The organism is Nodularia chucula CCY0103, from assembly GCF_963923915.1.
Classification (GTDB): Bacteria; Cyanobacteriota; Cyanobacteriia; order Cyanobacteriales; family Nostocaceae; genus Nodularia; species Nodularia chucula.
In genome coordinates this window covers 1-18,874 of record NZ_CAWUOL010000094.1, presented here as the reverse complement: position 1 = coordinate 18,874, position 18,874 = coordinate 1, and the positions used below count along the sequence as shown (strand labels likewise).

Sequence of the window (18,874 nt, the reverse complement as noted above, 5' to 3'; positions counted from 1 at the left end):
TAGGTAATATGACCAATAGCATAAGTACCGACAAACACCTCAGCTAACTTAGTTAGAAAAGACATATCGCTGAAATAGGGTTGACTGCCACTGCTACCACCAGAGATAGCATCTACATCTTGTAACTCACTGAAGAAACTTTCAGAATCTTGAAACAATTCCACACCAGCGTTGTTTAATTCAGAAAGAGTAATATTAGCCATTGTATTTGCTCCTCAATTATTGGTTGTCAAAGTGTACAAACTGATTGACTTAAAGTACAGCATGATATCAATAGAGATAGCCTCAATTCCCATACCATGCTGAACTACTAATTAAATGAAACTATGAAAGTCATTACCAACCAGAGCTGATTGACTTAGCCAAGTAGGTAATATGACCAATAGCATAAGTACCGACAAACACCTCAGCTAACTTAGTTAAAAAAGACATATCGCTGACATAGCTACCGCCACCGCCGTATCCGTAGCTACCACCAGAGATTGCATCTACATCTTTTAATTCACTGAAGAAACTTTCAGAATCTTGAAACAATTCCACGCCAGCATGGTTTAATTCAGAAAGAGTGATATTAGCCACGTTATTTGCTCCTTAAGTATTAGCTACTTGGTTTTTTAGTGGTTAACAATTAAGTTCTGTTCCCTTAACTGTTACTGCTATTTTTATTCATGCAATTCCTAAAAGTCAAGGACAAAAACTGCTTTAAAAAGACTTATAATCATGCTTATTGTCTAGCTTTGAAAATACATTAAGTCCGACAAAAAAACATTTTATAGATAAAACATCCTCTTATAAATTAGGATTATGAAGAATAAAACTCTACTAATTCTCCCTGAAATTTCATAGCTAAGCATAGATCCTCAGCGTACCTTTGCGTTAAAAAAGCCCCTAGTCATTGATTTTGGCGAAATGTCAGCTATCCTTGCTACAGAACAAAAACTCGATTCATGTGTAAATACAAACAAGTAGCTTGGCAGACATCAACATAACAATGAAAGAGCATAATTCCTCTCCACAAATCAAGCGTTTGCAATTATCCTTTCTGTACTCAGTACCCATAGGCATATTAGGAGGGCTAATTGGCTTAGGGGGTGCAGAATTTCGCCTTCCAGTCCTAGCCAGCACCTTGGGCTATTCAGCACAGCAAGCTGTACCTGTAAATCTTGCAGTTAGCTTGATTTCAATTGCTGCATCCTTAGCAATTCGGGGTAGTTTGCTTTCCTTCGATTTAGTCATCCCCTTGCTACCTGTCATCCTCTCCTTAATTGCTGGTGCAGTTATTACGGCCTTTTTTGGGGCGACAATGGCCAGCAGACTTTCCAACGAACAGCTAGAGCGAATTATTCTCTGGCTATTGGTAATAATTGGTATCGCCTTGATAATTGAGGCTTTTCTGCCCCAAGAAATACCCGCCTTACTCCCCACATCCTGGAACATTCCCGCCGGGATTCTGTTTGGGCTAGCAATTGGATTAGTCAGCAGTTTACTGGGGGTTGCAGGTGGTGAGATAATTATTCCCACTTTAGTTTTTGCCTTTGGTGTAGATATTCGCACAGCAGGTACAGCCAGCCTGTTAATTAGCTTCCCTACTGTGTTAGTTGGCGTGATTAAATATGCCAATAGAGGCGCTTTTAGAGATCGCACCATCTTAAAAAATACCGTAGCACCGATGGGGGTTGGCTCAATTATCGGGGCGATCATTGGGGGAATGCTAGTGGGTATTATTCCTGTACCCATACTGAAAATAATTTTAGGGGTAATTTTAAATATCTCTGCGTTTAGGGTATTTCACAAAGTCAAATCTCATACTGCTTAGACAGTAAATATTTTTGCTTTAAGTAAAATAACTTGCCAAAGGCTAAATTTACTGAAAACACTAGGTTTGAGTACATCACCCAGTCCTGATGCTTGGGAAAAGGCTGGGTTTTATCTTTTGATTCCAGGTAAAAGCATTTATTCTGGCATTACGTCAGTTATCCTTGCTACAGAATTAAAACTAAGTTCATGTGTAAATACAAACAATAAGGCTTTCAACAGCCTTGACACTTTAGTTACATAGCACAAATAAAAATATGAATAAAAAACAGATTCTGGCCTTGATTGGTATGGCACTTACTAGCTGTTTGCTGGCGATCGCCTTACCTTTAATAACCCCCACTCCCTTAACAGCACAGTCAAACGTGAATTTACTGGTGTCTGCGGCTGCGAGTACAAAAGATGTACTAGAAGAAATTCAGCCCCTTTACCAACAAACTCAACCAAACGTCAATATCAGATATAACTTCGGGGCTTCCGGCGCATTACAGCAGCAAATTGAACAAGGCGCACCAGCAGATATCTTTATTTCTGCGGCTAGAAGACAAGTAGATGCACTAGAACAAAAAGGAATGTTAGTCCCAGGTACTCGTAGCAACCTAGCAAATAACCGCTTAGTTTTGATTGTGCCGAATAACAGCACTGGGATTAATAGCTTTTTTAATTTAAGAGATGCCAGAGTTAGAAGAATTGCCGTAGGAGAACCCAGAAGTGTACCCGCAGGACAATACGCCGACCAGGTATTCAAACAATTGGGAATTTTTGATCAAATCAAATCTAAACTAGTTTTAGCTAACAATGTGCGTCAAGTCCTAGCAGCAGTAGAAAGTGGCAACGCTGATGCAGGTTTAGTTTACGCCACAGATGCCAAAATTTCTAATAAAGTAAAAGTTGTAGTTGCTGCCGATGAAAAATTTCACTCACCAATTGTTTATCCAATGGCAGTAATTAAAAGCAGTAAAAATATTCCGGCTGCTAAACAATTTTTAGAATTTCTATCCAGCAATCAAGCCAAAGCTGTACTAAAAAAATACGGATTCATAGTAAATTAATCACATTTCCTTTTTCTCTCTTCCCTTGGCGACCTTGACGGTATGCACTTCGCGCACGTTACGCGAAAGTTCTTCATAAAATTTTTGCCATTCACAGTTGTTTAATAAGACTATGGATTTATCACCCCTATGGATATCACTAAAAACTTCCTTACTAGCCACAGTTATTACCTTTTTTATAGGGATTGCCACAGCTTACTGGATGTTAGGATATCGAGGGAAAGGCAAATCATTAATTGAAGGAATATTTATTGCTCCATTGATTCTACCACCTACAGTTGTGGGCTTTTTACTTTTGCTATTTTTTGGCAGAAATGGTCCTGTAGGTAAACTAATGCAACCCTTTGATTTAAGCATTGTGTTTACTTGGTATGGTGCTGCGATCGCCGCCACAGTTGTCGCCTTTCCCATCATGTATAAAACCGCCTTGGGAGCCTTTGAACAAATCGATGGTAATCTTTTACGAGTAGCCAGAACCCTGGGTGCGTCTGAATCCACCATCTTTTGGCGTATTAGTTTACCTCTCGCATTTCCGGGAATTGTCGCCGCCACAAGTTTAGCTTTTGCGCGGGCTTTGGGTGAATTTGGCGCAACTTTAATGTTAGCTGGTAATATCCCTGGACAGACTCAAACTATCCCCATGGCCATATATTTTGCTGTGGAAGCGGGGGCGATGAATGAAGCTTGGTTTTGGGCGATCGCCATCATGAGTATTTCCTTATCTGGGATTATAGGAGTTAACTTGTGGCAAGAAAACCGAGGACAGCAAAAACAACGAAATTCCCCATTCCCCCAAGGAATGAAAAATCAGGATTTTCAGAAATGTGAAACCTCAAATCAAACGGATTTATCAGGACTATTTGTTGATATTACCAAAAAACTTCCCGGTTTTCGATTGCAAGTATGTTTTAGCGCACAGAGTAACACTTTGGGATTTTTAGGCGGTTCCGGGGCTGGAAAAAGTATGATTTTGCGTTGTATTGCGGGCATCGAAACCCCGACCAAAGGAACTATTATTTTAAATGGGCGAGTATTATTTGATTCTGAAAAAGGAATTAATTTACCATCACGCGATCGCCGCATTGGTTTCTTAATGCAGAATTACGCTTTATTCCCCCATCTGACTGTAATGCAAAATATAGCTTTTGGCTTACCTAAAACCTTATCAAAATTAGCCATTCAGCAGCAAGTACAGGCGCAACTAATAGCAGTGCAGTTAGAAGGATTAGAAAATCGCTATCCGCATCAACTTTCTGGGGGACAGCAACAAAGGGTAGCTTTAGCCAGGGCTTTAGCAATTCAACCAGAAGCATTACTATTAGATGAACCCTTTTCAGCCCTAGATACATATCTGCGGTATCAATTACAAGAACAATTAATTGCAACTCTCAGCACTTATGCAGGGGTGACATTATTTGTTACCCATAATTTAGAAGAAGCCTATGAAGTCTGTCAACAGTTGTTAGTCATGTCCCAAGGACAAATTATTGCTAACGATGATAAACAAAATATTTTCGATCATCCCAATAGTTACACAGTCGCGCAGTTAACAGGTTGCAAAAACTTTTCCCCAGTCAAAGTAATATCTAGTAATCAAGTGCAAGCCTTAGATTGGGACTGTACCCTAAAAGTTACCGAACCCTTACCTCAGTCAGCAGTTTATATAGGTATTCGCGCCCATCATCTCAGCTTTACCAGTGACCCGAATGCAGAAAATACCTTTCCCTGTTGGTTAGTTAGGAAGCGGGAAACACCGCACCGCATGACGTTATATTTACGACTGCACAATGCAAAAAATAAAAGTCATGATTATCACTTACAGGCGGAAGTATTTAAAGAAAAATGGGTAAATATCAAAGACAAGCCTTTCCCTTGGTATGTGCGTTTAGATATGAATAAACTATTTGTAATGCCAGAATAAAACAAAGTTATATTCGCTCGTAGTCAGGACTTTATTCCTGTTTTGCCAAAACCGCAGCAATTCGCTGTAAAAATTGGTGTATGAGGACTGAAGTCCTCACGACAAACTTTTAATTATTAATCAACACCAATCAAAACATCAGTGGATTTCACAATTGCATATACTTCTTTACCCACTTCTATTCCCATACTTTCGTAAGAAGACTTGGTAATAATTGAAGTAACTTCAACTCCGGGCGCAATTTCAATCACAATTTCTGCATTGACTGTTCCCGGTGTAACTTCCTTAACTTTACCTTTGAGAGAATTACGCGCACTAACTTTCATGTTTTAATCCTTTTTTTCCAATACTTAGCAAGAATTGTAGTATTTAGTTAACTATGCTTGCTAAAGCTCCAGATTTTTTTTAGATTTTTCTACTAAAGATGCACTGTAGCTAGTGAAATGCTCCCGATTGCAAGAATCTGACGTTGCGGATTCGGAATATGAGTTTGTTGCACGCAGAGACGCAGAGAGTCATGATAATTAGAGCTTGGGTTTGATTTCTCTGGCTATTGGAATACTAAAATTTCGTAACTAATCAGGTCGGATAAACTAAAGTATTCTAAGCCTGTGGCTGTAATCCAATCACTGAAACTCTTAACAATTAACTTGTTGATTACTGGATAGGTAGGCTGGACGTTTTTGTTGATATTAACTACTTTTTCTAGTTGAAAACCTGTATTTTGGGCAATTTCTTGATAATCTCGCAAACTAATAAAATTTATATTTTGTGTAGCTTTTGAGCCATAGGTATCAGTGATGAGATGATTTAAGACTCGTGTTTCTAACTTTTGCCACAGGTTGTTGATTTTATCGTTAATCAGAAAATCTACGACTATTAATTTACCCCCTGGCTTCAGGTTTTTTCTCACTTCTTTAAAGAAGATTTTTCTACTGGGAAAAGCAAATATACATTCCAGTGCGATCGCCAAGACAACAAGACCATAAACTCCAAAATTATCGGCGTTTATCTGCGTCCATCTGCGTTTAATTATTACTGCCCATACCTCACTTGAATAGGAATGACTATACCTGTGATCCAGAAAACTGTTAATGTCTTAATAGATAGATTCACGCTAATTTAAAACTCAGACGTGGTAAAACAGGACGAACTTCGCAACAAATTAAAGCAAACCAGAATCCGCTTAGGTATGAGTCAGCAAGACTTGGCTAACCTAGCTAATGTTACCCGTCAAACTATTAGCGGTGTCGAGTCAGGACAATATGCACCATCCACCACCATCGCCCTGAGATTAGCAAAAGCTTTAGGCTGTCAAGTAGAAGATTTATTTTGGTTAGAGCAAGATTTACCAGAAATAACAGCAGTCCCAGCCTATAATGTGCCATTAGGTCAAAGACTGCGACTAATTTTGGCACAAGTAGGTAATCAATGGATTGCTCATCCCTTAATTGGTGGAAATGCTTTTCGGACAGAAATGATCCCAGCTGATGGAGAAGGCGATCGCCTACCCGGTAGCGATACAATTCAAGTACAATTACTAGATGACCCCGGAAATCTCCATTCCACAGTCATTTTAGCAGGTTGTGCGCCAGCCTTATCCCTCTGGGCGCGGGCGGCGGAACGTTGGCATCCCAACCTCAGAGTACACTGGACATTAGATAACAGCATGACCGCATTGCATCGACTGCGCCGGGGAGAAGTTCACTTTGCCGGGATGCACCTATATGATCCCCACACAGGAGAATATAACACTCCCTTTGTCCGTTCCGTTCTGCAAGATACGCCCGCCGTCTTAATTAACTTGGGGGTTTGGGAAGAAGGAATATTAACTCAGCCCAATAATCCCCTGGGATTGAAAACTATTGCAGACTTAGCCCAACCAGGTGTCACCATTGCCAACCGAGAAGAAGGTTCAGGTAGTCGTCAAGTCTTAGAGCGATCGCTCCAAAATGCAAATATACCATTTTCAGCCATCAAAGGATTTGATCACATCTTCCACGGACATCTAGAAGTAGCCCAAGCAGTAGCCACCGGTAAAGTTGCATCTGGAATCAGCACCGCATCCGTAGCCGCCGCCTTCGGTTTAGGATTCATCCCTTTACAACAATCCAGATATGATTTAGCAGTTCTCAAAACATACCTAGATGAACCCCCAGTCCAAAAACTACTTGGTACATTAGGACATCGGCGAGTCCTCTCACAGCTAGAAGCCATAGGCGGTTATAACACCAGTCAAACAGGGGAAGTAGTCGCCACCATTGAACCTAAAATCATTAAATCAGTGAACAGTTAACAGTTATCTTTCCCCCCTGCACCCTGCCCCCTGCCCCCTGCCCCCCTGCCTCTTCTCCCCCTGCTTAATTTTTAATCGGTTCTCCAAATAATTCCGCCAATAATTCCCTCGATTCCTCCAGAGAGTGCAAAACTCGATAAGCCAAACCTCTAATTTCAGCAGATGGTTCTTCAATATCCGGAACCATAATCGGACACATCCCCGCCGCAAAAGCCGCTTCCACACCTACAAAAGAATCCTCAAAAACCACACACCGCAGAGGATCAACATTCAGACGGCGACTAGCTTCCAGAAAAATATCTGGTGCAGGTTTACCCTCCTCCACATCCTCACTAGTGACAATAGTCCTGAAATATTGATCAATCCCGGCATTTGTTAAACGTCGAATTGCTCTACTTCGAGCCGTTCCCGTCGCTAATCCGATCATCACACCCAAATCATTCAGTCTCTGCAATAAATCTAAAACCCCCGGCTTCATTGGTAAACCCTCTCCCAATTCCCGCTCATCACCAACTTTAATCCGTTCCAGAGTCACAGATTCAAATGGCAGATCCTCACCGTAAATTTTTTTAAGTAATGTTTCCCGCCATGTCAAATCTCGCCCCACAAACTCCATATATAAATCATCGCTCATCCTATAACCATGACTTTTTAAAGCCTGCTTCCAAGCCCAGCGAGCGATACTTTCCGTATCAAACAGCAGACCATCCATGTCAAAAATTACGGCTCGGTAACTTGATAACACATTCAACGCCTTGATGCTTGTAAAAATTTAACCATATCGCCTCATTTCTCATCCTTAGCATAGCCAAGTCAATATATCAGCGAATCAAAAAAAGAAAACTCTGTTGCTAAATTTTACCCCAAGTTAAACAAGTAATAGCGTACATCAGAAAAAAACATTCTACCACGACAAAAAACAATCCCAAAAAAACTGCAACCCTCCAAAACAACTCTTACAAAAAAATCAACTTAGAAAAATTACAACAAATTTCCGGATAACCAAATATAAATTTAACAAATATAAAATAGTCATCCCCAACAAAACATATTTCTCCACTTCCCCTCTCCGCTCCTCTGCGTGAGCCTCATAATCTTAATATCAACAGTGACAAATAATTTGCTACTGTACAATACAGCCCTTTCTTTCCTCCCTTTCATCTCTAATGAGTGCAGAAATCATTTGTGTTGGTACAGAACTCTTACTAGGGGATATCCTCAACAGTAACTCCCGATATTTAGCGCAACAATTAGCCCAACTAGGGATACCCCACTACTACCAAACAGTAGTTGGCGATAACCCAGAACGATTAAAAAAAGTTATAGAAATTGCGATATCAAGAAGCCAAATACTCATTTTTACTGGTGGTCTTGGACCCACACCAGACGACCTCACCTGTGAAACCATCGCCGATTTTTTTGGCGTTCCCCTGGTAGAACATCCAGAAATCATTCAAGATATCACCGAGAAATTTGCCCAACGTGGCCGGGTCATGTCCCCCACAAACCGCAAACAAGCATTAATTCCCCAAGGTGCAGAAATTTTACCCAATCCCACTGGCACAGCACCGGGGATTATTTGGCAACCCCGCCCCGAAATCACAATTTTTACCTTTCCTGGTGTCCCCTCCGAAATGCACCGGATGTGGACAGATACAGCAGTACCATTTCTCAAAAATCAAGGTTGGGGACAGGAGATTATTTACAGTCGGAGTTTAAGGTTTTGGGGTATTGGTGAATCTGCATTAGCCGAAAAAGTTGCACCTTACTTTAACCTACCTAATCCCACAGTCGCCCCTTATGCGGGTAAAGGTGAAGTAAGATTACGCATTTCTGCCAAAGCTGATTCAGCAACTGCTGCTGAGGCTTTGATTTCCCCTGTGGAGAAACAGTTAAAAGATATTGCTGGATTAGATTATTACGGTGTTGATGATCAGACTTTAGCTTCTGTAGTTGGTGATCTCTTACGTTTATCAGGGGAAACTCTCTCAGTGGCAGAGTCTTGTACTGGTGGTGGATTAGGGCAGATGTTAACTGATATTTCTGGTAGTTCTGACTATTTCTGGGGCGGGGTAATTTCCTATGATAATTCTGTAAAAGTCAATTTACTGGGCGTTAACCCAGAGGACTTAGATAAATTTGGAGCTGTGAGTCCTATTGTTGCAGAACAAATGGCGCTGGGGGTAAAAACTCGCCTCTCCACATCTTGGGGTTTAAGTATTACTGGTATTGCTGGCCCCAGTGGTGGAACGGAGACTAAGCCAGTGGGTTTGGTTTACATTGGTTTAGCCGGGCTAAAGGATCAAGTGGCAAGTTTTGAGTATCGCTTTGGCGCTATGCGCGGACGTGATTTAATTCGTTATGTGAGTGCAAATACGGCGTTGGATTTACTGCGACGTAAATTACTTACACCGATCCTATCGCTTACAGTGTAGGCTTCCCAACTCATTGGGGACTGCCTCAGACTGGGTGGATTTTTTACCGAAAATAGTGGGTTTAAAGCCCCGTTCTTCTAGGACGGCTTTTTATTTGAGCATTTTTTTATATTTCATTGTAGCGATAGGTAAACATAATCTATAATCTACCCAAGAGGTGATAAAAGTGTTTAACCTAACCTACGAATTTAAACTCAAACCGACTCGAAAACAATCGCATACTTTTGAGCAATGGCTTGAGATTAATCGTCGAGTCTATAACTATGCTTTGCGCGAACGTAAAGATTGGTATAAATCTCGTAGTTGTCAGGTTAATGCTTGTTCCCTCCGCTCTGAATACATCATTACTGCCGAGACTCCCCGTCCCACCTACTCTAGTCAATGCAAATCATTAACCGACGCGAAAAGGACTAATCCTGATCTCAAATCGGTACAATCTCAGGTCTTGCAACAAACGTTAAAACGACTTGAAACCGCATTCACAAGTATGTGGGAACAAAATCATGGATTTCCTAGATTTAAAAAATCTGGAAAGATGCGTAGTTTTGTCTTCCCGCAAATGAAGGGGGATAGATTAAGTGATGGGAGAATTAACCTACCTGTAATTGGTTGGGTTAAATTCCGCCAATCCCGTTCAATCCCAGATGGGGGAGTAATAAAACAAGCCCGTGTAGTCAAGCGTGTTTCTGGATGGTACGTAATGTTAACTATCCAGTGGGATGTTAGTCTACCCCAACCCATGCCACAGGGGGAAGCAGTAGGAATAGATGTCGGGCTAACAAATTTTATTGCCACTTCTCATGGTCTTTTAGTCAAGCGTCCGAAGTTTTTTGTCGATGCCCAACGCAAGCTGAAATTGCTGCAACAGCGTGTCAAGAGAAAACGATTAGGCTCGAACAATTGGAAAAAAGCACAAAAGAAAGTTGCTTCATTGCATGAGTACGTTGCTAATTGTCGTAAAGATTGGCACAGAAAGCTGTCTCACCAAATTTGTGACAGCGCCGGGATGGTGTTTGTTGAGGATTTGAATTTAGTTGGCTTGTCCCGTGGAATGCTGGGTAAACATTGCCTGGATGCTGGGTTCGGTCAATTCTTTAATATTCTTGAACAAACTTGTTTTAAGCGTGATGTCTATTTTCAAAAAGTAGATGCACGGAAAACAAGCCAAATCTGTCCTAACTGTGGTGTTGAGACAGGTAAAAAAGAATTATCAGAACGTACTCATGTTTGCTCGAATTGCGGCTATACCACTGATAGAGATGTTGCAGCCGCTCAAGTAGTTCTAGTTAGTGGACTTGCAGCCGTAGGGCATACGGTCAAGATGCTTGCAGAGGGTAAATTCATTGGAATCCCTAAGAAGCAAGAATCCTCGTACCTTTAGGTCGGGGAGTGTCAAATCCCCTCCTTGTGTAGAGATGCTAGTTCCTAACACCAAAAGTCGCAAACCTTCATTTTTTATGTTGACCGCAGCGTTGATGTCTCTATACAAATAATTGGTATTAGGGGGTTTTGTTATTCTGTCTCTATGAAGTCTATAGTTTCGACAAACTCTAAAATATTCTCCTTAATATCTTCGGCTTCTTCTTTAATAGCAGTTGGTTTTTCACCATTAAAAAAGCTGTGCTGACTGCTAACTATATATAAATAGTTAGAGTGCATAAATGCCAACAGTCCTCGGTATGCATCTAGCCTAGCTGCTGTGCCATTGTTTGTTGACTGGGAAATTGTTGACCCCTGGGGCATATCAATCAGGGCAAAATAAGATCCTTCAAAGGCATCTTTTAAATACTCAGTATATCTCACCTCTGCTCTGGGCATATTAGTAAAAATCGTTTCTGGCACATACTTGTTGAGTAAAATTGATTGCAAATATTCTTCTTGTCCAATAGATTCTACTTCTTCTAATTGTTCTGAAGATATCAGGTAATAATCGATTCTCAGCATAGTACCGAAGTGATCAAAAAAGCCGACTTTCCCGTCTTGACTTTCTACTTTACCTCCTTGCTGCGGATCAACGGGAATGGGGACAGAAAAGTTACCAGATGGGGATTCGTATACCTCGTCGCCGTAATCTCTGACTATGGGTGTATCGTCTTCATCATCTAGGTAAATTTCGTTTTCTGCTTCTTGATAGGCCGCAATTACTTCTTGGATGATTTCATGGGCTTCTTCATCTTCTAGGTCTAAGGCTTGCTGTAACCGTTTCAGATAGGGATGTTTCTGTTGGGGGATGATTAAATCATCTTCGTCTATCATCACCATTACGCCGACGGCAAAAGCATCTAGAACTAGTTCATCAGAGAGGTTTTTACTGGCGATGTTAAATAGGGTTCCCAGTCCGTCTTTTTCGGCAATTCCAATGAGTTTATCCACTATTTTGGCGATTTCATCTTCTGAATAGTCTTCAAAAACTTCAAAGTCCCAAAGGATACTTGCTAAAATTTCGCCATCGACTTCATCTATGGACAAATCCGCCATTTCTGTGACAACTGCGATCGCAGCTACCGCTTCTTCTGGACTGAGTGATTCTTCTGTGGTCTTGGTGGAATTAAAAATCTTGTCATATTGAGTCACAATTACTACCTCTTTTTTCTACTTGTGCTAACGGTTTAAAATTAACAATGGTCAGTTTACTAATGCAGCGCACTTTCTGTATAAAAGTTTCGCTTTTTTGGGACTAACTACAGTACCAATTCAGTTGAGTCCAGTTCAGCTTGAGTCCAACTCCTCATTTACCTATTCAAAAGATGATTCATATAAAAAATGGGGATGGTTTTACTAGTCTTGTGATCTTAAGTCAGCTGCGGATGCTTGAATATTTTATCCTCAATACTTACTCTACAATTCAATTACTATAGCGGTAATCATCTTTTGCTTTAATCATCTGGCGAATTAATCTCATCTAGGGGTAGAATTATCAACTAGCTAAAGATAGATTTCTATACCAACAGCAGGATGGCATAATACTCTTGTTTGTACTGATACATGGTATGTTTTACCGTGTAATTATGTTTCTGCAAACTTTCACTTTCATAAAATTTTGCATTTGCTATGGTAAATCCGCCATCCAAGTCCTCAAAAGACCAATATCAAGTCGATTCTTCTACTAAAGAAATAGAACATCTGATGGCAACATCAGCATCAGACACTGAAATTGATTTGGAGTTTCTTTATACTAGAGACGTGGAGTTTCGCCAGGAAACTATTTACTTTTTGGTGGTAGATCGGTTCCATGAAGGTGATCCAGAGAACAGCAAGGGTACTAACGCTGACCTTTACGATGGTACTGCACAAGACTGGGGTAAATACTGGGGTGGCGACTTGCAAGGTGTCATCGATAAGTTGGACTACCTGAAAAATATGGGAGTGACTGCTGTGTGGTTAACTCCGCTGTTTGAACAAGTGGACGATTTATTTATTAGCAATGCGGCAATGCATGGTTATTGGACAAAAGACTTTAAGCGCATCAATCCGCGTTACATTGCGAACGGCGATAATCCTTCTTTAAACGCAACCCAAGAAACCAAAGATACGACATTTGATCGGTTAATTGCCGAACTGCACAAACGCAAGATGAAGCTGGTGCTGGATATTGTCTGCAACCACAGTAGCCCCGATACTAATGGTAGTAAGGGGGAACTATATGATGATGGCGTGAAGATTGCTGACTTTAATGATGATGTTAATCACTGGTATCACCATTATGGGGAAGTGCAAAACTGGGAAGATGATTGGCAAGTACAAAATTGTGAATTGGCAGGTTTGGCGACTTTCAATGAAAATAATAGTGAATATCGGCAGTATATCAAGTCAGCAATTAAACAATGGCTAGACCGGGGTGTTGATGCACTACGGGTAGATACTGTCAAGCATATGCCGATCTGGTTTTGGCAAGAATTTACTGGTGATATCAGCAATCACAAGCCAGATGTATTTATTTTTGGTGAATGGATTTATAACCATCCCAGCGATGATCTATCTGTAGAATTTGCCAATAACTCAGGAATGACTGTGCTAGATTTTGGGCTGTGCATGGCGATTCGTTCGGCGTTAGCACAGGGTGCAGAAAACGGATTCCAGGGCATTCAAGAGATTTTTGACCAGGATTATCGCTACAATGGGGCGACTGAGTTAATCACTTTCATCGATAACCATGATATGTGCCGCTTTCAGTCGCTGAATCCTGATCCAGCAATGTTGAAGGTGGCGATCGCTCTGATCATGACAGCTCGTGGTATTCCTTGTATATATTACGGCACAGAACAGTATCTGCACGATGATACTGATGGCGGTAACGACCCCTACAACCGCCCGATGATGGACAAGTGGGATACTGAAACTGAAATTTATCGTGTCCTGCGCTTGCTGTCTGGCTTACGGCGGTTGAATCCGGCGATATCAATGGGTAGTCAGTGGCAAAAATACCTCACCCCAGATGTTTACTGCTATATCCGCCGTTATCGTGAGTCTGTATGTTTTGTGGCACTCAACCGGGGTGGAGAGGTGACTTTACCAGAAATAGAAACAGAACTACCTGATGGCGAACATTTCTGTTTGATCACTCGCAATAAGTATAAAGTCAAAGACGGTAAAATTAATAATTTACCACTGGCAGAACGGGGAGTGATTATTTTTAGCCACGTTGGGGGACGCATCAAAGGGCAAACTATCGTGCGGGTACAACTGAATGGCGTATATACCCAACCAGGTGAAACCATTGTAGTGACTGGAGACTGTCCAGAGTTAGGTAACTGGGATATCAGCAAGGCTTATCCCCTAGAGTACATCAACTCTAACACCTGGTTTGCAGAGATTCCCTTTGATGAAAGCACTGGTAACTTGATTAGTTATAAGTATGCTATGTGGCGTGAAGGGCGATCGCCTCTGTGGGAAAATCTCGTCAATCGCCGTTGGGTAATTGCCAAAGAAGGCACTGTAAAATGGCGTGATACCTGGGCATCAGGGCGGGAATCTTAGTTAAGTAGGGAGTAGGGAGTGGGGAGTAGGGAGTGTGGGGAGTGGGGGAAGTGGGGGAAGTGTGGGGAGTGGGGACTATTTACTGGGTTGGGATATTCGCGCTTCAATGTCTTCTAAGGTTTGTAACAATAAACGCTTGGCCTGTAATTTCCAACCCCACTTTTGGATTCTGAAAGCGGCGACAGTCCCCACCCCACCTACTAATAAAAGCACAGGCTGATTCAGAGAAATTCCGAATAATAACCCCAATCCCGCAATTCCCCAAAAGGGTAAGGCTGCGGCTTGCCTTTGTTCTTCGATAATATTAGTAATCATACTAGGCTTCATAGTAGCTAATAATTCTACTTTAACTTGCTGTTGTTCTGCTACTGATACAGATAAACTGATTTTACGGCGCATTTTTTCAATTTTGCGGGCATCACTACTATATTCAGTCAGTTCATCTTCTGCCATTTGTAGGAGTCGTTCTAGTTGCGCCATTTTCTACTAAATTAAGGGTGTTAATATCCTTATTATCTGGGAAAATGGTGAATTTTCGTAACTCTCACCTTGCATCTCATAGCACGATACTAAATGTTAAATCTAGAATTGAGTATGGGGAAAATATCCCATAAAACCAGAGCGTCCACTTGAGAGGTAATACAAATGGTTACAGTATCTCAAAACACATTGACTCAATCTGATAAAGGGCGATCGCTGATTCTCTGGTTTGATGAAGTTGGAATTACAGATATCCCGCTAGTAGGTGGGAAAAATGCCTCACTAGGGGAAATGATTCAACAATTGACACCCCAAGGGGTTAATGTTCCCACAGGTTTTGCTACCACGGCTTATGCTTATCGCTATTTCATTCAGTCAGCAGGTTTAGAACCACAGTTACGTGAACTGTTTGCAGACCTAGATGTGGAAGATGTCACAAATCTGCGATTACGGGGGAAAAAAGCGCGATCGCTTCTCATGCATACACAGTTTCCGGAAGAATTACGGGATGCGATCGCCACAGCATATCTGGAACTCTGTCAAAAATACAACACAGATACAGATGTCGCCGTCCGTTCCAGCGCCACAGCCGAAGACCTCCCAGATGCCAGTTTTGCCGGACAGCAAGAAAGTTACTTAAACGTAGTCAGTGTCCAAGGGGTTCTCGCCGCTTGTCATCGTTGCTTTGCATCCATATTCACCGACCGCGCCATATCCTATCGCCACACCAAAGGATTTGATCACTTTAGCATTGCCCTCGCCGTCGGCGTACAAAAAATGGTGCGTTCTGACCTAGCCACCTCTGGAGTCATGTTTTCCATCGACACCGAAACCGGATTTAAAGATGCAGCACTCATTACCGCCGCCTACGGTTTAGGGGAAAACGTCGTCCAGGGAACCGTCAACCCAGACGAATACTATGTATTTAAACCCACCTTAAAAACAGGTTTTCGCCCCATTATCGATAAAAAACTGGGCAGTAAAGAACTCAAAATGATTTATGACGACGGTTCCAAACATACCAAAAATGTCCCCGTCTCCCACATAGACCAAACTAAATTTGCCCTCAGTGATAATGAAATTCTCCAACTAGCACATTGGGCTTGTTTAATAGAAGACCATTACAGCCAAACCCACGGTAATTACTCCCCAATGGACATTGAATGGGCAAAAGACGGTATTACCAATCAACTATTCATTGTTCAAGCCCGTCCCGAAACCGTTCAATCACAGAAAACAGGGAACGTATTACGCAGTTATCATTTCCTGAAAACAGAAAAATCCCCCCATCCCCTACTTACTGGTCGCGCCATAGGCGAAGCCATTAGTCAAGGTAAAGTTAAGCTAATTTTAAATGTCAATAACATCGAACAATTTCAAGCCGGAGATGTATTAGTCACAGAAAGAACAGACCCCGACTGGGAACCAATCATGAAACGCGCCGGGGCGATTATTACCAATGCTGGAGGGCGCACCTGTCACGCCGCTATTATTGCGCGAGAATTGGGAGTACCCGCAATCGTCGGGTGTGGGAACGCTACAGGAATCTTAAAAACAGGTCAAGAAGTCACAATTTCTTGCGCCGAAGGTGATGAAGGTAAAGTTTATTCTGGCTTATTACCCTTTGAAATCAAAGAAGTGGCTTTAGAGAACTTACCCCGTACCCGTACCCAAATTTTAATGAACGTGGGTAATCCTCAAGAAGCATTAAGTTTATCTGCAATTCCTAATGATGGCGTAGGTTTAGCCCGGACAGAATTTATCATTGCTAACCAAATCCAAATTCATCCCATGGCCTTAATTCACCATGAAAGACTAGAAGATGAATTAGTCAAAATCAAAATCAATCAAATTACTGCCCTTTATGACGATAAACCCCAATATTTTGTCGATAAATTAGCCCAAGGTATTGGCAGAATCGCCGCCGCTTTTTATCCTAAACCAGTAATTGTCAGAATGTCAGATTTCAAAAGTAATGAATACGCCAATCTTTTAGGTGGTCAGCAGTTTGAACCCAAAGAAGAAAATCCCATGCTGGGTTGGCGGGGTGCATCACGTTACTATGATCCAGGATATCAAGAAGCCTTTGCCCTAGAGTGTCAAGCCATCAAACGAGTGCGGGACGAAATGGGTTTGACCAACGTTATCCCCATGATTCCCTTCTGTCGTACTCCCGATGAGGGGCGTTTAGTCTTAGCAGAAATGGCTAAAAATGGTTTAGAACAAGGTGTTAACCACTTGCAAGTATATGTAATGTGCGAGTTACCCAGTAATGTAATTATGGCTGATGAGTTTGCCGAGGTTTTTGATGGCTTCTCCATTGGTTCCAATGATTTAACTCAGCTAACATTAGGACTAGATAGGGATTCAGCCTTGGTGGCGCGGTTATTTGATGAACGCAGTCAGGCCGTGAAGCGCATGGTAAAAATGGCCATAGAATCTGCGAAAAAAAATCAGCGCAAAATCGGTATTTGTGGACAAGCACCCAGCGATTATCCCGAATTTGCCCAGTTTTTAGTAGAACAGGGAATTGATTCTATCAGTCTCAATCCCGATTCGGTATTAAAAACCATGCTGGAAATTGCCAAAGTAGAACAAAAAAGCTAGAAAAATATCTATTAGGACTCCTGTCTGATTTCTGCACAGAATTTTAAATTAAATCCTGAGAAAATGGGATTTTCAGTCTAAGTATGTTTTCAAATATAAAACAGGATTCCTATAGATAGCTAGCCGAACTTATTTACTGCAATACGGAAAAAGTTGAAGGATGTGAAGAACTTATGAGGAGAAATTCATGTTAAGAGCAATACAACAGACCGTTAGAGTCGGCACAGGCGGTAAAATTGAGCTAGTAGCACCAGAATGCCCTGAAGGCGCAGATGTACAGGTAATTGTCCTGTTGGCAACTACAACTCAGGTCTCAGAGTCAGAAACAGTTATATCTCCGCCAGAGGAGGAAGAGCAAATGGCAAAACTGCGGTCATCCCTGGCCAAAATACAGAACAGGGTTCGGCAGTATGTACCTGAAGGAGAATCTCTGGTAGACGAGTTAATCGCTGAACGCCGTGCTGAGGCTAACTGTGAATAATTTTGTTTTAGATGCTTCGGCATTACTGGCGCTAGTTAACCAAGAACCGGTACACAGTATTGTTGCTAAGATGTTGCCGAAAGCCGTGGTTAGCGCCGTAAACTTGAGCGAGTTAGTAGCGAAATTAACAGACTGGGGAATCCCTGAAGGGGAAATTCAAGAGATTTTAGCTGAGTTGAATTTGCAGGTTGTCCCCTTTGATGAAGTGCAAGGTACTTTAGCTGGTCACTTACGACCTGTCACCAAACACCAGGGGTTATCTCTGGGAGATCGAGCCTGTTTAGCCTTGGGATTACAGATGCACTGCACGGTTGTTACCGCAGATTGAGCTTGGACAAAGCTGACAATTGGCGCTGAAATTCAGGTAATTCGATAGGAAAAAAGAATGCAACAAAGTCTTTTCTCCGATTTCAATAACTATAACAAGTCAAGAAAAATCGAGGGGTCAATCGCATTTTATATTAAAGAAAGTTAGAGTTAGATATTATGTTTTAAAAAAATAATCATGAGTACAACAACACCGTCAAAACAATTAGACCCTGAGTTATGGACAAAATTTTTAAGGCTGGTCAAACCCTACTGGTTTTCGGAACAAAAATGGCAAGCTAGGGGACTATTGGCACTCTTGCTAATTTTGGCATTAGCTGTAAATGCGATTAATGTCGCTATTAGCTTTATTTTCCGGAATATTAATACTTCTCTGGCCAAATTTCCCGATACTCAAGATGCATCAACTTTTTGGCGCTACATCACCTTATACAGCACTTCCGTCTGTTATGAGGTACACTTAATTAAGATATAAATACTTTA

General features: G+C 41.5%; 18 protein-coding genes. 11 read left to right on the top strand and 7 right to left on the bottom strand.

Annotation, left to right across the window (positions count from 1 at the left end; translation table 11 throughout):
* Together ACM0OP_RS19960 and ACM0OP_RS19955 are read right to left on the bottom strand one after the other, a co-directional pair.
* Positions 1–203 (bottom strand): hypothetical protein (locus ACM0OP_RS19960; protein ID WP_414530168.1); only part of this gene is annotated, 203 nt, incomplete at its 3' end.
* Between the two features lie 133 nt (positions 204–336).
* Positions 337–579 carry a hypothetical protein gene (locus ACM0OP_RS19955; protein WP_414530167.1) on the bottom strand — a complete coding sequence of 81 codons (243 nt, stop codon included), beginning with the start codon at positions 577–579 and terminating at the stop codon, positions 337–339.
* A 412-nt stretch (positions 580–991) separates the two neighbouring features.
* Here ACM0OP_RS19955 and ACM0OP_RS19950 point away from each other — a divergent pair, with 412 nt between their 5' ends.
* The 3 genes from ACM0OP_RS19950 to modB all read left to right on the top strand — a co-directional run bounded on the left by ACM0OP_RS19950 (position 992) and on the right by modB (position 4,788).
* Entirely contained in the window at positions 992–1,816 is an 825-nt protein-coding gene (locus ACM0OP_RS19950; protein WP_414530166.1) for a sulfite exporter TauE/SafE family protein, read from the top strand.
* Between the two features lie 256 nt (positions 1,817–2,072).
* Positions 2,073–2,867 (top strand): molybdate ABC transporter substrate-binding protein, encoded by a 795-nt coding sequence (gene modA / locus ACM0OP_RS19945; protein WP_414530165.1) that lies wholly within the window; start codon positions 2,073–2,075, stop codon positions 2,865–2,867.
* Between the two features lie 112 nt (positions 2,868–2,979).
* Positions 2,980–4,788, top strand: a complete 1,809-nt coding sequence (gene modB / locus ACM0OP_RS19940; RefSeq protein WP_414530164.1) for a molybdate ABC transporter permease subunit — start codon at positions 2,980–2,982, stop codon at positions 4,786–4,788.
* Positions 4,789–4,904: 116 nt separating this feature from the next.
* Here the strand turns inward: modB and ACM0OP_RS19935 are convergent, their stop codons facing one another.
* Entirely contained in the window at positions 4,905–5,114 is a 210-nt protein-coding gene (locus ACM0OP_RS19935) for a TOBE domain-containing protein (protein ID WP_414530163.1), read from the bottom strand.
* Positions 5,115–5,338: 224 nt separating this feature from the next.
* Positions 5,339–5,761, bottom strand: coding sequence for a methyltransferase domain-containing protein (locus ACM0OP_RS19930; RefSeq protein ID WP_414530162.1), 423 nt, complete (start codon positions 5,759–5,761; stop codon positions 5,339–5,341).
* Positions 5,762–5,923: 162 nt separating this feature from the next.
* Here ACM0OP_RS19930 and ACM0OP_RS19925 point away from each other — a divergent pair, with 162 nt between their 5' ends.
* Positions 5,924–7,084 (top strand): substrate-binding domain-containing protein, encoded by a 1,161-nt coding sequence (locus ACM0OP_RS19925; protein WP_414530161.1) that lies wholly within the window; start codon positions 5,924–5,926, stop codon positions 7,082–7,084.
* Positions 7,085–7,148: 64 nt separating this feature from the next.
* Here ACM0OP_RS19925 and ACM0OP_RS19920 read toward each other — a convergent pair whose 3' ends face one another.
* Entirely contained in the window at positions 7,149–7,829 is a 681-nt protein-coding gene (locus ACM0OP_RS19920) for an HAD family hydrolase (RefSeq protein WP_414530160.1), read from the bottom strand.
* A gap of 421 nt (positions 7,830–8,250) precedes the next feature.
* Between ACM0OP_RS19920 and ACM0OP_RS19915 the strand changes: the two genes are divergently transcribed.
* Both ACM0OP_RS19915 and ACM0OP_RS19910 read left to right on the top strand, forming a co-directional pair.
* Positions 8,251–9,519 carry a competence/damage-inducible protein A gene (locus ACM0OP_RS19915; protein WP_414530159.1) on the top strand — a complete coding sequence of 423 codons (1,269 nt, stop codon included), beginning with the start codon at positions 8,251–8,253 and terminating at the stop codon, positions 9,517–9,519.
* A gap of 166 nt (positions 9,520–9,685) precedes the next feature.
* Complete coding sequence (locus ACM0OP_RS19910) at positions 9,686–10,900, top strand: RNA-guided endonuclease InsQ/TnpB family protein (RefSeq protein WP_414527723.1); 1,215 nt, start codon at positions 9,686–9,688, stop codon at positions 10,898–10,900.
* A 131-nt stretch (positions 10,901–11,031) separates the two neighbouring features.
* Here the strand turns inward: ACM0OP_RS19910 and ACM0OP_RS19905 are convergent, their stop codons facing one another.
* Positions 11,032–12,093, bottom strand: a complete 1,062-nt coding sequence (locus ACM0OP_RS19905) for a tellurite resistance TerB family protein (RefSeq protein ID WP_414530158.1) — start codon at positions 12,091–12,093, stop codon at positions 11,032–11,034.
* Between the two features lie 477 nt (positions 12,094–12,570).
* Between ACM0OP_RS19905 and ACM0OP_RS19900 the strand changes: the two genes are divergently transcribed.
* On the top strand, positions 12,571–14,496 hold the full coding sequence (locus ACM0OP_RS19900; RefSeq protein WP_414530157.1) for an alpha-amylase family glycosyl hydrolase: 1,926 nt from the start codon (positions 12,571–12,573) through the stop codon (positions 14,494–14,496).
* A 75-nt stretch (positions 14,497–14,571) separates the two neighbouring features.
* On the opposite strand, the gene ACM0OP_RS19895 is transcribed toward ACM0OP_RS19900, so the two are convergent.
* Entirely contained in the window at positions 14,572–14,976 is a 405-nt protein-coding gene (locus ACM0OP_RS19895; protein WP_414530156.1) for a hypothetical protein, read from the bottom strand.
* 165 nt (positions 14,977–15,141) lie between these two features.
* Here ACM0OP_RS19895 and ppsA point away from each other — a divergent pair, with 165 nt between their 5' ends.
* The 4 genes from ppsA (at position 15,142) to ACM0OP_RS19875 (ending at position 18,866) form a co-directional block, all read left to right on the top strand.
* Positions 15,142–17,583, top strand: coding sequence for a phosphoenolpyruvate synthase (gene ppsA / locus ACM0OP_RS19890; protein ID WP_414530155.1), 2,442 nt, complete (start codon positions 15,142–15,144; stop codon positions 17,581–17,583).
* A gap of 187 nt (positions 17,584–17,770) precedes the next feature.
* The gene (locus ACM0OP_RS19885) at positions 17,771–18,064 is read left to right on the top strand and encodes a hypothetical protein (RefSeq protein WP_414530154.1); all 294 of its coding nucleotides are present in this window, start codon (positions 17,771–17,773) and stop codon (positions 18,062–18,064) included.
* Positions 18,057–18,392: a type II toxin-antitoxin system VapC family toxin gene (locus ACM0OP_RS19880; protein ID WP_414530153.1), complete on the top strand. Its 336-nt coding sequence runs from the start codon at positions 18,057–18,059 to the stop codon at positions 18,390–18,392. Before ACM0OP_RS19885 ends, ACM0OP_RS19880 begins: the two co-directional genes overlap by 8 nt.
* A 177-nt stretch (positions 18,393–18,569) precedes the next feature.
* On the top strand, positions 18,570–18,866 hold the full coding sequence (locus ACM0OP_RS19875; protein WP_414530152.1) for a hypothetical protein: 297 nt from the start codon (positions 18,570–18,572) through the stop codon (positions 18,864–18,866).
* Positions 18,867–18,874: the final 8 nt, after the last annotated feature.

Excerpts from the sequence above, each read along its gene's own strand:
- ACM0OP_RS19950 (WP_414530166.1), top strand. The coding sequence starts at position 992 with ATGAAAGAGCATAATTCCTCTCCACAAATCAAGCGTTTGCAATTATCC.
- modA (WP_414530165.1), top strand. The coding sequence starts at position 2,073 with ATGAATAAAAAACAGATTCTGGCCTTGATTGGTATGGCACTTACTAGC.
- modB (WP_414530164.1), top strand. The coding sequence starts at position 2,980 with ATGGATTTATCACCCCTATGGATATCACTAAAAACTTCCTTACTAGCC.
- ACM0OP_RS19935 (WP_414530163.1), bottom strand. The coding sequence starts at position 5,114 with ATGAAAGTTAGTGCGCGTAATTCTCTCAAAGGTAAAGTTAAGGAAGTT.
- ACM0OP_RS19915 (WP_414530159.1), top strand. The coding sequence starts at position 8,251 with ATGAGTGCAGAAATCATTTGTGTTGGTACAGAACTCTTACTAGGGGAT.
- ACM0OP_RS19900 (WP_414530157.1), top strand. The coding sequence starts at position 12,571 with ATGGTAAATCCGCCATCCAAGTCCTCAAAAGACCAATATCAAGTCGAT.
- ACM0OP_RS19895 (WP_414530156.1), bottom strand. The coding sequence starts at position 14,976 with ATGGCGCAACTAGAACGACTCCTACAAATGGCAGAAGATGAACTGACT.
- ppsA (WP_414530155.1), top strand. The coding sequence starts at position 15,142 with ATGGTTACAGTATCTCAAAACACATTGACTCAATCTGATAAAGGGCGA.
- ACM0OP_RS19885 (WP_414530154.1), top strand. The coding sequence starts at position 17,771 with ATGTTAAGAGCAATACAACAGACCGTTAGAGTCGGCACAGGCGGTAAA.
- ACM0OP_RS19875 (WP_414530152.1), top strand. The coding sequence starts at position 18,570 with ATGAGTACAACAACACCGTCAAAACAATTAGACCCTGAGTTATGGACA.